Source organism: Chryseobacterium sp. D764, from assembly GCF_019317325.1.
Classification (GTDB): domain Bacteria; phylum Bacteroidota; class Bacteroidia; order Flavobacteriales; family Weeksellaceae; genus Chryseobacterium.
Genome location: NZ_CP079219.1, coordinates 3,298,467 through 3,311,114, shown reverse-complemented (window position 1 = coordinate 3,311,114; position 12,648 = coordinate 3,298,467). Strand labels below are relative to the sequence as shown.

The window sequence follows — 12,648 nt, the reverse complement described above, 5'->3', positions numbered from 1 at the left end:
AAAACACCTAATAAATTTATAATAAAAAGTAAAACATGAGCAGAATTTTTCCGGCAGGAGTTGCCACAGGTCAGTTAGTTACTGATATCTTTCAGTATGCTAAAGAAAACAAATTTGCATTGCCTGCAGTAAACGTAATTGGATCAAGCAACATTAATGCTGTGATGGAAACTGCAGCGAAATTGAACTCTCCTGTAATTATTCAGTTTTCAAATGGTGGAGCTGCATTCAACGCAGGGAAAGGATTAAGCAATGACGGACAAAAGTCTGCAATCTTAGGAGCAATCGCTGGAGCAAAACATATTCACACTCTTGCAGAAGCTTACGGAGCAACAGTAATTCTACACACAGACCACTGTGCAAAGAAATTACTTCCTTGGATCGATGGGTTGATGGATGCTAACGAAGAATTCTTCAAGCAGACAGGAAAATCTCTTTACTCTTCTCACATGTTAGACCTTTCTGAAGAATCTTTAGAAGAAAACCTTGAGATTTCAGCTCAGTATTTCGAAAGAATGGCTAAGCTTCAGATGACTCTTGAAGTAGAAATCGGGGTTACAGGAGGTGAAGAAGATGGTGTTGACAACTCAGACGTTGATAACTCTAAATTATATACTCAGCCTGAAGATATAGCTTACACTTATGAAAAACTAAAAGCTATTTCTGACAACTTTACCATTGCTGCTGCTTTCGGTAACGTACACGGAGTTTACAAGCCAGGAAATGTAGTTCTTACACCGAAAATCCTTGACAATTCTCAGAAATATGTTCAGGAGAAATTCGGAACGGCTGCTAAACCTGTAAACTTTGTATTCCACGGAGGTTCAGGATCTACTTTAGAGGAAATCAGAGAAGCTATCGACTACGGAGTAATCAAAATGAATATCGATACTGACCTTCAGTTTGCATATACAGAAGGCGTTAGAGATTATATGGTAAACAATATTGATTATTTAAGAACTCAAATCGGAAACCCTGAAGGAGAAGAAAAACCTAACAAGAAATTCTATGATCCAAGAGTTTGGGTAAGAAAAGGTGAGGATACATTCTCTACAAGATTGGTGAAAGCATTTGAAGATTTAAATAACGTAAATACTTTAAAATAAGAACTGTACATTTGTACCGATGTAAAAAGTATTCATAAGAAATACATTTACATTGGTACATTTTACATTTATACATTAATACAAGCAAAAATGGCATTCGACTGGTTTAAAAGAAAAGCAAAAAACATTACCACTTCTACTGATGAAAAAAAGGACGTTCCCAAAGGCCTTTGGCATCAGACTCCATCCGGAAAAGTTGTGGAACATGATGAACTAAAGAGAAATAACTATGTTTCTCCTGAAGACGGATTTCATGTAAGAATAGGAAGTGCGGAATTTTTTGACATCCTTTTTGACGGTGGTAAATTTACCGAACTGGATGCCAATGTTGAAAGTATTGATATCTTAAACTTCAAAGATACAAAGCCTTACAAAGACCGTTTGAAAGAAGTAAAAGCAAAGACCAAGCTTACTGATTCTATCAGAAATGCTGTAGGAACCGTAAAAGGAACTGAAATGGTAGTTTCTTGTATGGATTTTGCTTTCATCGGTGGATCTTTGGGTTCTGTAATGGGAGAAAAGATCAGAAGAGCAATAGATTACTGTATCAAGCACAAACTTCCGTATATGATTATCTGTCAGTCCGGAGGAGCAAGAATGCAGGAAGCCACTTACTCTTTGATGCAGCTGGCAAAAGTTCAGGCTAAGTTGGCTCAGCTTTCTGAAGCAGGGCTTTTATACATCGCTTATCTTTGTGACCCTACATTCGGAGGAATTACAGCTTCTTTCGCAATGACCGCTGATATCATTATGGCAGAGCCGGGAGCACTGATCGGTTTCGCAGGACCAAGAGTAATCCGTGAAACAATTGGTAGAGACTTACCGGAAGGATTCCAGACATCAGAATTCTTACAAGAAAAAGGATTTGTAGATTTCATTGTAAAAAGAACTGAAATTCAGGATACTGTTGCAAAAACAGTTAATTTATTAGCTGTAAAAGCATAGTATCTGTAACAAAAACAATACAATCTCTCTCTAATTAGGGAGAGATTTTTATTTATGAGGACTTTTAAGATATTTTTCAATACCATCAGAAGCATGAGTTTTAAAAAGATTATCCGTCTTTTATCACTTATCCTTCCCCATCCTCTTTTTGCCCTGTTGAGCTTTCATGCCACTGTAAAGGCATTTACCATCGCTCAGAAAAGATTCCCTGATACGGCTTCCAATAATGGAATTGGAAATGCTTTCAGACATGCTCTTTGGTGCAGCTTCATTATGATGTACTGCTGTAAAATTTCTTCCCCTGAGAAAGCGCTTGATTTCTGCAAAAGAATAACAGACATGCATGAAGAGCTATTCCCGAATGAACCTTTGGAAACAAAAATGGATCTCCACAATAACAAAATCGGAATGGATTATTTTATGGAACTTCTGCCGGGTATTCACCGCCAGTTTTTTGAAAAAAGTTTTTTTGTGGATGCATTAGTCAAAAAAATGGATGATGCCAAAGTTCTGAAAAATCTGGATGATGATTTTGAAGGGCACCTTGTCTATTTGGAAGAGTAAATAATTCATTTTAAACGCTAAGGATCGCAAGGGAAATCTAAAAACTTAACGTATATTTTTTGTCCGCAAGGGTATTTCATTCAGCAATATTTCCTGATTGTGGTTATTTGCTTAGTGTTAAAGTCTTTGCGAACAAAAAATCATATTTATCTTCATTAGAAACTTGCGAACATTGCGTCAAAATAATTTGAAATCAGTAAACCATCATTAGTTCTCTCACTCCAGAATAACAAAAGACTTTAGTTATTTTTGTGGTTTAAAGTATTTTTGATAAGTTTAAACAATTAAATCAATCAAATGGTTCTCAGCAGAATTTGGTCGGCTTTTATTATCATTGCCATTGCCATTGCCAGTATAAAATACGTTTCGTCAGGTCACTACAAAACCATTTTCAATGATATGGTGGTAGGAAAAGGAGGTGATACAGTGAAGATTGCATCACAACCGATGAACAGCCTCTCCCCTGTTGTAAGAGACAGCCTGATGAAAAAAAATGATTTTGCAGACAGCAGAATTCACTATAAAACAGATTCTTTAAAACAAAATGTAAATGTTTATCGTGTTCAGGAAGCTGATGGAGTCATCGGAACATCTGAAACAGCGGTGAAGATCTGCCTTGGCCTTATCGGGATCATGACCTTATTCATGGGATTCATGAGTATTGCTGAAAAAGCAGGAGGAATCAACCTTCTAAGCCGTCTGATTCAACCATTTTTCTCAAAGCTGTTTCCTGATATCCCTAAAAATCATCCCGCATTCGGACATATGCTGATGAATTTCAGCGCCAATCTTCTGGGATTGGATAATGCGGCGACTCCTTTTGGACTAAAAGCCATGGAAAGCCTCCAGTCTTTAAATCCAAATAAAGATACAGCCAGTAATTCACAGATTATGTTTCTGTGTCTCCATGCCGGAGGTATGACTTTGATTCCCGTATCCATTATTGCTATCAGAGCATCTATGGGCTCAAAGACACCTACTGATATCTTTCTTCCATGTATGATTGCTACTTTTGCGGCTACTTTGGCTGCAATGATTATTGTTTCTCTCTATCAGAAGATCAATCTGCTTCGCCCTGTAGTTATAGCTTATGTAGGAGGAATTTCGGCAGTTATCGCTTTATTGGTCGTATACCTTGTACAGCTGAGTAAAGATCAATTGGATGACTTCAGTAAAGTCTTAAGCAATGGTTTAATCCTGTTCATATTCCTTGCTATTGTGCTTGGAGCCGTTTACAAGAAAATAAATGTTTTTGATGCCTTTATTGAAGGAGCGAAAGAAGGGTTTACTACCTGCGTTAAGATTATTCCTTATCTGGTTGGGATGCTGATTGCTATTTCATTGTTACGAACTTCCGGTGTTTTTGATGTTATCATTGACGGAATGAAATGGGTTGCCAATATAGCCAATATGGATCCGAGATTTGTGGACGGGCTTCCGACAGCGCTAATCAAGCCCTTATCAGGTTCAGGAGCCAGAGGAATGATGGTAGATACAATGGCAACGTTCGGAGCCGACAGCTTCCAGGGGAAATTAGCCGCGGTACTTCAGGGAAGCTCAGATACTACTTTTTACGTGATCGCAGTCTATTTTGGCGCTGTAGCTGTTAAGAATACAAGATATACGGTAATTGCTATGCTTCTGGCCGATTTGGTGGGTGTTATCACTGCAATTGCATTGGCTTATCTGTTCTTTGCTTAACCTACCCCGCTCCTTTAAAAACATTAAACTCTAAACTTTAAACTATTATATGATTACCGATAAAGAATTTACCTTAAGACTCATCCGCCAGTTAACCCAGGCACTGGAAAAACTTATTCTCGATAAACCTGAAGAAAGTTTAATGCAGAAAGAACTGGATTTTGATACTTTGATGAGAGACATTTTCAAGATGAGCTTCACAGAAATTTCTTCTAAAACGAAGGAAGAAATGATTGCCATTGTCAATGAAAGACAGGAAAGAGATCACAAAGATTATTATGAGATGCTGGGAAATCTTTTCTACTTTAACAGCAGACATGATCATAACAAAGATTTTCAGGATAAGGCAAAAACATTCTACGAGCTGTATCTTCAGACCAGTGGTATTTTTGCACTTCCGATAATTAACAGAATCAACGAATTAAAAAAAGCACTTGAATAAAGTGCTTTTGTATTTTTAGAATGTAATTTTATAAGTTCCGGTGGAAGAAGTACTGGCTTTCTCTGCTTTTACATATTTCTTTACCCAAGCTACTGATGTAGATGATACACAAGGATCTGAAACACCTCCCAATCTTCTTGCAGACACCACATTTCCTGCTTTATCTACGGTGTAGGCAACGGTAATTGATCCACTTGCTGTACAGCTGTGAGAGGGTTGTGCTCCTCCTCTGCCCATTGTCCCGGGAATATATCCAACCAGCTTTCTGTCGATTCCTACTTTACTGTCTCCATTTCCGTCACCACCTAAAGGATCTCCTGCGTTTCCTATACCCTCGCCCGTTCCCTGGCTTCCGGCTTTTGTTCCTCTTCCTTTAATCAGGTTTCCAATAGCGGCATTTCCTTTTCCATCTCCATTTCCGGTCTTTGAATTGGCTGTTGCAGCCCCGGATTTCTTAGTATTTTTAGACGCGCTGGTACTTGTTGCTTCCTTTTTTACCGCTTTTTTTGATTCCTCTTTTTTAGGAACTGTTGCTTTTGAATTGTTTCCTGTGATAACTTTCTCCTTAACGTCTGCTTTCTTTGGCTCAGGAGTTGGTTCCGGCTTTACAACAGTTTTTGTTTCCGGGACAGGTGTTTCTGCGGGTTCAGGTGTTACTTCTTCTGTTGCTGCAGCAAGACTTCCCGGCTGTTCAGCAGGTTCTTCAATTCCTTTCCCATTTCTGTTGTCCCCAAAGTTGACCAGCATAGTAGTAATCACTTCAGGATCTTTGTCCAGTTCAGGTTTCAATTTATATAAAAAAACAAAAAGCAAAATAGCAGCCCAGATAAGAACAGAAAGCAGAGCGCTCTTTATCCTATCTTTGTTTTCTTCGTTTCTATTTGCTGTATAGCTTCTCATCTTAGCAGGTAATTTCCGGAGATCCGGATTTATTATTTATCTTTAACTGTTGCAATCGCAATATTAAACTTATGTTTTTCAGCAATTTCCATCACAAAAACAACATCTTTATGCAGCGTGTTTTCGTCAGCTCTGATTGTGAATGATTGATTGGTCTGACCAGTCAATTTATCTACAATAATCTTCTCCAGTTCTCCTTTATTGGCAGGATTGTCATCTACAAAGAATGAGCCGTCCGGCTTAATGCTTACCGTCACAGGATTGGGTATATTATCGTCAACAGCTCCGGCTTTCGGCAGATTCACATCAATGGCACTTTGATTGGCGGCAGAAGATGTGATCATAAAGAAAATCAGCATCAACAGGATAACGTCTGTCATCGCTGCTAAACTGAATTCCGGGTTTGCTTTATTTCTTCTCTGAATTTTCATCGTAAGAAAGATTTATAAAGGTTTATTGATAAGGTCTAAAAATTCTCCTGACATATTCTGAGCCTTTAGTACAAATTTATCAATCCTTGTCAAAAGAATGTTATAGCAGAAGTTTGCAGGAATTGCCACTGCCAAACCTACCGCAGTCTGTCCCAAAGCGGTATAAATACCTTCTGAAAGTGTTTTCGGAGAGAAAGATCCTGTGGCATGGGATAAATTAAAGAAAGCGATAATCATCCCGATTACCGTACCCAAAAGACCTAACATTGGTGCAATACTTGGTACTACAGCCAAAAGATTCAGATTTTTCTCCATATTAGCAACCTCTACCTGGGCCTGCGCCTCCATAGCACTCACGATATCAGAAACAGGACGTCCCAATCTTGAAATTCCTTTTTCTAAAATTCTTCCTTCCGGAGAGTTTTGTGTTTTGCAGTAATCTGCAGCAGCCTCTATTTTTCCTGCTTTAATAAAGTCTTCAATATTATTCATGAAGTTGGAATCCGTTTTTGAAGTCAGTCTTTTGATAAAGAAAAATCTTTCAAAAAACAGATACAGAGAAAATATTCCCAACAGCAATACCGTGACCATCACTATTTTAGCGAACGCTCCTCCGTGGAACATAATTTTCCAGAATGAGAACTCTAAGTTGTCTGCAGCAACTGCAGGGGTGGCGATTTGTGCAAATAAAATCTGAGAAAGTTCCGTTAACAGCATTAAATGTAAATTTTATTAAATTTCAACGACAAATGTAGTAGAATATTATGAATTGAACTCTTAAAAATTGCTTAAAAACAACTTAAAATTTGTTATGATTTACCAATAGCAAATTTCTTTCCAAAAATAAATTTGAAAAGAAATCCGGTATTAAAAAAGGATGAAGACGATCGTTAATCCTCGTCTACCTCAATATCATCCTGCTTGAATTCGCATTTTAATCTAAAAGGAATAGGTGTATCTGATCCGGTGTAGAAATCATCAATGGTACCCTTCCAGATGACCTGAAGCACTCCTTCTTCATTCCTTTCGAAGAGAAGCTCATTGTCATAGATATAGGCATCTTCGTCATCGAAAAGGTCTACTTCTGTGTAGGTTTCTTCATCAGAGTCATTGATTGTGATAGTTTTTCCTTCTATTTCCGCTGATTCGATAGGAAAATCAAAAACTTCAAGTGAAAGCTGCGGAAAGTTGTACTGTAGTGAATCATCGTCTACGTGATCCAAACTGTCATCCGTAATAACTTCAACCTCTAAAAAATGTTGTTGGTTGCTGTAAACTGCCTTACAATAAGTATTTCTGATATTGTATTTTAGCGTCTCCTCCGGATGGTAAATTTTTAAAATCCCTTTCATTTTTTCTTAAAAAAGAACTGTAATAATATGATTGTTAAACGTTTTAGACAAAGATAAAAAATTGATTCAAAGTTGAAAGGATTTTGAAAATAATTTTTTAAAATCAACTCATACCATAAGTCTGAATATCCCAATAATACTTACTTTTGTTTTCATAAAGATTCTGAAAATGAAAAACATTTTATCAAAAGGTATTCTTGGATTAGGATTGATAATCGGGCTTGCTTCATGCAAAAAAACGGACTCTCCTCTTACCAAAGTAACCCCCAGCAACCTGGATTCTATTGCTTCCAACTATTATGAGCAATATCTTAAGCTATACCCTTTAGATGCTACATCTCAGGGAGATACAAGATACAACGACCAGCTTCCTATTAATATTGATAAAGATTTTATCTCAGGAGAAATCGCTTTCTACAATTCTGTACAGAAACAACTGGAGCATGTAGATTACAAATCCTTGTCTGATGAAGATAAAGTGGTGTATGATGTACTGGATTATACTTTAAAAGATAAAATTGAGGCCTATGCCTATCATCCGGAATATATTCCTTTTACCCAATTCGGAGGTCTACCGCTTACTTTTCCGTTGTATGGGAGCGGACAGGGCAGTCAGCCTTTCAAAACTGAAAAGGATTACAGCGACTGGCTGAAAAGAATGGAAAAATTCCCGGAATGGATGGATGCCGCAGCAGACAACTTCCGTGAGGGAATCAACAATAAGATGGTACTTCCTAAAAAACTGGTTGCCAAAATGATTCCTCAGATGAAAGCCGAGGAAATCACAACGTCTGATATGGAAAAAAATATTTTCTACGGACCGGTTAAAAATTTCCCGAAAAACTTCACGCAGGATCAGAAAGATAAATTTTCAGCACTTTTTAAAGAGGCAATCACGAAAAAAATTATTCCGGCTTATACTAAAATGGGAGTATTTTTAGAAAAGGATTATCTTCCCAAAGCTAGAAATACAGACGGATACAACAGTCTTCCCAATGGCAATGAAATTTACAGCTATTACGTAAAAAGCTGGACAACTACGAAGAAATCTCCTGATGAGATCAATAAAATTGGTCTGCAGCAGGTAGCTATGCTTCGTGCAGAAATGGAAAAAGTAAAGCAGCAGGTAGGTTTTACCGGAAGCCTGGAAGAGTTTATTACTTTTGTGAAAACAGATCCAAAGGCAATGCCTTATAAAACGTCTAAAGAAGTTTTAAATGCCTTCAACGGTATTCTGACAAAGATTACTCCGAAACTGAAAACGATGTTCAATGTAACTCCAAAAACAAAGTTTGAAATCAGACAGACGGAAAAATTCAGAGAGGCCAGTGCCAGTGCAGAATACATTCCGGGAACTCCTGACGGGAAGAGAGCGGGTATATTTTATGTTCCGCTTCCAGATCCTACGAAATTCAATGTTACTTCAGGAATGGAGTCTCTTTTCCTTCATGAAGCAATTCCAGGACATCATTACCAGGTTTCTCTTCAACAGGAAAACACAAAGCTTCCAAAATTCATGAGATTCGGATGGTTTGGAGCGTATGGTGAAGGATGGGCACATTATTGTGAAACACTAGGTCCTGAGTTCGGTTTATATACAGATCCTTACCAGAAAATGGGATACTTGAGCGATCAGATGCTAAGAGCTGTACGACTTGTGGTAGATACAGGGCTTCATACGGGAAAAATGTCAAGAGAAGAAGCTATTAAATATTTCTTAAGCAATATTTCTTATGATGAAGGAGCTGCTGTAGCAGAAGTGGAAAGATATATGGCTATGCCGGGACAGGCTTTAGGCTATAAAATAGGTTCTTTAAGAATTCGTGAGCTGAGAGAAAAGTATCAGAAAGAACTTGGAAACAAATTCAATCTGGCGAGCTTCCATGATGAAATATTAAGCCAGGGATGTCTTCCTTTAGATGTTCTGAACAGAAAAATGGAGCTTTGGGCCCAAAAACAGAAATAAACTTATACTAATAAAAAGGGGTACGATTGAAAAAAGTACCTTTTTTTATTTACCCTTCTAAATAAACAAAAATTGATATGATCACAGAAAGCCTTAGATCTCTTTACAACAGAGATTTAAACAAACTAAAATCAGAGATAGAAGCCTATCAAAATGAAGAAAATCTCTGGAAAATTGATAAAAGTATTGCCAATTCTGCTGGTAACCTTTGTCTTCATTTGGTTGGAAATATCAATCATTTTATAGGTGCACAGCTAGGAAATACAGGATATATAAGACACCGTGAGCTGGAATTTTCATTAAAAGATATTTCAAAAGCTGAACTTATTGAAAAAATTGAAGCTACAGCAGCCATGATAGATTCCGTGCTTCCACAATTATCAGATGATGATCTGAAAAAAGAATATCCACTGGTTGTTTTTGAAAGCGCTATGACAACAGATTACTTTCTGATTCATCTGATTGCTCATCTGGATTATCATTTGGGACAGATCAATTACCACAGAAGATTATTGGATATTTAATGTCATTCATTATTTTTACAAAAACTAACTACCGAAACCAATCATGTTATGAAGAAAATTTTTGTTTTCGCTTCTCATCCTGAAAAGTCATGCAATGATTTTAAACAATATGAGGAAAGACATTTTGAAACTGAATTTATTTTCCTTGATAAACAACAAAGCTTCTCAAGTGCATTACAAAATGTAATTAAAAAAAATCATGAAGAAGACTTTGTTATCATTTCTACTTCTCAGCACCGTTTCAGCCCTTATTACACTGATGAGTATATTCAGAGCTGCATTAATAAAGTAAAAAAACTCGATGGAAATGTATTGCTTGGAGGTGTTTTAGGCTTTGAAAAAGTTATTGAGGTTACTGATCACATTTTTTGGATTGATGGTTTTAAAGGAGCACAATTCTTTATTATTTTCAATAGAACATTTCCTCTTTTCTTACAGAATGATGGGAATGATCAAATTCCTCTCGATGTATTTTTGTCATCAAACCTGGAGGATGTTTTCCTAACACACCCATTTATTTCTCTGTATAAAAATGATGGAGACACCCAATCCTTCGAAAACACTATTGATTTTCAAAACCTTAACGAAGATCCAGAAGCTCTTCTGGAGGAACTTTCTCAAATAAAAAAATACTACAGTTATGAGCCTTAATCATTTTTCAGATATAATGATTCCCACTTATATTATTAACCTGAAACACAGGGAAGACCGAAGGGAAAGTATTGTAAAAGAATTTGATGGAAAACCTGAATTTGATTGCCATATTGTAGAAGCCTGTGTACATGAGAAAGGAAATATAGGACTGTGGGAAAGCATTAAAAAGACTGTAAAAATTGCTATTCAAAATGAAGATGATGTCATTATCATTGTAGAAGATGATCATGTCTTTACAGACCATTACAACAGGGATTCATTTATAGAAAACGTCATAGAATCTAATGAACAGGGAGCCGATATCTTATCCGGAGGTATTGGAGGAGGCTTTAGATTTGTTGTCCCTATTACGGAAAACAGATTTTGGATCAATCATTTCTGGTGTACCCAGTTCATGGTGATATACAGCCGTTTTTTTGATCAGATTCTCAATGCTGATTTTGGCCCGGAAGATACTGCGGATAACTTTTTATCACAACTGACAGCTCATAAAATGGTTTTATATCCTTTTGTTTCTGTTCAGAAAGATTTTGGATATTCTGACATCACAGAAGAAAATAATATCAGTGGAAATATTGAACATTATTTTAAAACGGCAGATATTACCCTTCAGCTATATCAGAAAAAATACAAACAATTGGTTTTAGTTAATAAAAAAGAGAGAACAATATAGATTCTCTCTTTTTTATAACCTTGCATAAAATGTTTAGCAACAGATTACTCCTGAAGGTCCGCAATAAGCTGTCATACTTCCGTTGTTTAGACACATCACTGCATTGCAGTTACATGATGTTGGGCCTGAACCAGCCTTAATAACTCTCATTTCGTTTCTGCTCATGTTTTTTTTCATAACATTCATGCTCATTTTTTGTAATTTTTTCATGGTATTATTTTTTATTAATATTATTTAATTACCAGTATATTCTGGTTGGGCTTACATTGTAACTATTAGGGATTTTTGAAGGTACTTTTTCGGGATTGTACACTTTTTTAAGCCAGAACATGTGAAACATAATGGCTTCATATTTATTTTTATAAATAATTTTTCCGTTATCAAATTTTACTCTGCCAGTGTAGCCTTCCATCAGAATAAAATCAAAATGGGTTCTGAGAATTCCATCTCTTTCAGCATTTTTCATGATATGGGTAAAACTTTCAATCTCAGTTTCAATTTCAAAAATAGAAATACCCTCTGCAAGATCATCCCAAACAAAGTTGCATTCATCAAAACAGAAATGATCCGGCATAGAAAACACTTTTTTATAATCTTTACTTCTTTTGAAAAATGTATTTAATAGCTGGTTATTTCTGTACAGCCCAAAACAGCCGGTAGTATAATCATCTCTTACACTGATATAATCATAACTATCGAGAAATTCATTGGAAAAAAAAGCTCTTATATCTCCATAAATAAGATCAAGATCGCAATGTCCCCAGAAGTCATATCCTTCTATCAATTCAGGGAACATAAAGCCATAAGCCGGCTTAAAATCGCACAATTTATAAGGATAATCAATATTAATGGTAAACCCGAGCTTATTTGAGGTTTCATCAATGATATTATCCAGGCTTTTATGAATTATTTTAACATTGTCAGGAACATTTTTTACCGGTTCGGTATTATCCGTAATAATGATAAAATCTACAGTTGGATTAAAAGCACAAGAATGCAGATAATAGGGCATATACCATGGGTATTTGCCATACCAACAGGTAATTAAAACTAAACTTGGTGTCTTCATAGGTAAAAAAATTCTGTAATTGCAGAATTGCAATTACAGAAAAAATATAAGTTATTTTGTTTGACTAGCAGCATTTTGCTGGCCATCCTCCACCACATACAGCTCTCATACTATTCATATAGCAGTACTGTGAGTTACAGTTACAAGTTCCTGGCTCACCTCCTGAACCAGCTTTGATTACTCTCATTTCGTTTCTGCTCATTTCGTTTTTCATAGCATTTAAGCTCAACTTTTGTAATTTTTTCATAGAAATTTGTTTTAATTGTTTGCCTACTCTTTAGATTTTCAGCTTCCTCTTTTATAATTATTATAATAATTTCT

16 protein-coding genes are annotated in these 12,648 nt (G+C 36.3%); 9 read left to right on the top strand and 7 right to left on the bottom strand.

The genetic code is table 11. The annotated features are described in order from the left end of the window. Window positions 1-35 precede the first annotated feature (35 nt). The 5 genes from fbaA (at window position 36) to KYG33_RS15005 (ending at window position 4,758) form a co-directional block, all read left to right on the top strand. Window positions 36-1,106: a class II fructose-bisphosphate aldolase gene (fbaA, locus tag KYG33_RS15025; RefSeq protein WP_077413282.1), complete on the top strand. Its 1,071-nt coding sequence runs from the start codon at window positions 36-38 to the stop codon at window positions 1,104-1,106. A gap of 90 nt (window positions 1,107-1,196) precedes the next feature. Beyond that, complete coding sequence (gene accD, locus KYG33_RS15020; protein ID WP_047380112.1) at window positions 1,197-2,051, top strand: acetyl-CoA carboxylase, carboxyltransferase subunit beta; 855 nt, start codon at window positions 1,197-1,199, stop codon at window positions 2,049-2,051. Between the two features lie 54 nt (window positions 2,052-2,105). Next, window positions 2,106-2,615, top strand: a complete 510-nt coding sequence (locus KYG33_RS15015) for a DUF6973 domain-containing protein (RefSeq protein ID WP_077413281.1) — start codon at window positions 2,106-2,108, stop codon at window positions 2,613-2,615. Window positions 2,616-2,912: 297 nt separating this feature from the next. Continuing rightward, entirely contained in the window at window positions 2,913-4,316 is a 1,404-nt protein-coding gene (locus KYG33_RS15010; protein WP_047380110.1) for a nucleoside recognition domain-containing protein, read from the top strand. A 49-nt stretch (window positions 4,317-4,365) separates the two neighbouring features. Then, window positions 4,366-4,758, top strand: coding sequence for a hypothetical protein (locus KYG33_RS15005; protein WP_047375971.1), 393 nt, complete (start codon window positions 4,366-4,368; stop codon window positions 4,756-4,758). 15 nt (window positions 4,759-4,773) lie between these two features. Here KYG33_RS15005 and KYG33_RS15000 read toward each other — a convergent pair whose 3' ends face one another. The 4 genes from KYG33_RS15000 to KYG33_RS14985 all read right to left on the bottom strand — a co-directional run bounded on the left by KYG33_RS15000 (window position 4,774) and on the right by KYG33_RS14985 (window position 7,441). Continuing rightward, a complete protein-coding gene (locus tag KYG33_RS15000; protein ID WP_180564892.1) occupies window positions 4,774-5,658 on the bottom strand; it encodes a ferric siderophore ABC transporter substrate-binding protein in 885 nt (294 codons plus the stop codon). A gap of 32 nt (window positions 5,659-5,690) precedes the next feature. Further along, entirely contained in the window at window positions 5,691-6,089 is a 399-nt protein-coding gene (locus tag KYG33_RS14995) for an ExbD/TolR family protein (RefSeq protein ID WP_077413279.1), read from the bottom strand. A 12-nt stretch (window positions 6,090-6,101) separates the two neighbouring features. Then, window positions 6,102-6,806, bottom strand: coding sequence for a MotA/TolQ/ExbB proton channel family protein (locus KYG33_RS14990; protein ID WP_077413278.1), 705 nt, complete (start codon window positions 6,804-6,806; stop codon window positions 6,102-6,104). 173 nt (window positions 6,807-6,979) lie between these two features. Further along, complete coding sequence (locus KYG33_RS14985; RefSeq protein ID WP_219072007.1) at window positions 6,980-7,441, bottom strand: hypothetical protein; 462 nt, start codon at window positions 7,439-7,441, stop codon at window positions 6,980-6,982. Window positions 7,442-7,610: 169 nt separating this feature from the next. Between KYG33_RS14985 and KYG33_RS14980 the strand changes: the two genes are divergently transcribed. The 4 genes from KYG33_RS14980 to KYG33_RS14965 all read left to right on the top strand — a co-directional run bounded on the left by KYG33_RS14980 (window position 7,611) and on the right by KYG33_RS14965 (window position 11,258). Beyond that, window positions 7,611-9,407, top strand: coding sequence for a DUF885 domain-containing protein (locus tag KYG33_RS14980; protein WP_219072006.1), 1,797 nt, complete (start codon window positions 7,611-7,613; stop codon window positions 9,405-9,407). 77 nt (window positions 9,408-9,484) lie between these two features. Further along, window positions 9,485-9,931 carry a DinB family protein gene (locus tag KYG33_RS14975; RefSeq protein WP_077413275.1) on the top strand — a complete coding sequence of 149 codons (447 nt, stop codon included), beginning with the start codon at window positions 9,485-9,487 and terminating at the stop codon, window positions 9,929-9,931. Window positions 9,932-9,979: 48 nt separating this feature from the next. Further along, window positions 9,980-10,582, top strand: coding sequence for a hypothetical protein (locus KYG33_RS14970; protein WP_077413274.1), 603 nt, complete (start codon window positions 9,980-9,982; stop codon window positions 10,580-10,582). Beyond that, the gene (locus KYG33_RS14965) at window positions 10,572-11,258 is read left to right on the top strand and encodes a glycosyl transferase (protein ID WP_077413273.1); all 687 of its coding nucleotides are present in this window, start codon (window positions 10,572-10,574) and stop codon (window positions 11,256-11,258) included. The genes KYG33_RS14970 and KYG33_RS14965 overlap by 11 nt, the downstream gene beginning before the upstream one ends. 33 nt (window positions 11,259-11,291) lie before the next feature. On the opposite strand, the gene KYG33_RS14960 is transcribed toward KYG33_RS14965, so the two are convergent. The 3 genes from KYG33_RS14960 to KYG33_RS14950 form a co-directional block, all read right to left on the bottom strand. Then, entirely contained in the window at window positions 11,292-11,468 is a 177-nt protein-coding gene (locus tag KYG33_RS14960) for a hypothetical protein (protein WP_219072005.1), read from the bottom strand. Window positions 11,469-11,496: 28 nt separating this feature from the next. Then, window positions 11,497-12,327: a DUF6625 family protein gene (locus tag KYG33_RS14955; RefSeq protein WP_219072004.1), complete on the bottom strand. Its 831-nt coding sequence runs from the start codon at window positions 12,325-12,327 to the stop codon at window positions 11,497-11,499. 64 nt (window positions 12,328-12,391) lie between these two features. Then, complete coding sequence (locus KYG33_RS14950) at window positions 12,392-12,574, bottom strand: TIGR04149 family rSAM-modified RiPP (RefSeq protein WP_077413271.1); 183 nt, start codon at window positions 12,572-12,574, stop codon at window positions 12,392-12,394. Window positions 12,575-12,648 lie beyond the last annotated feature (74 nt).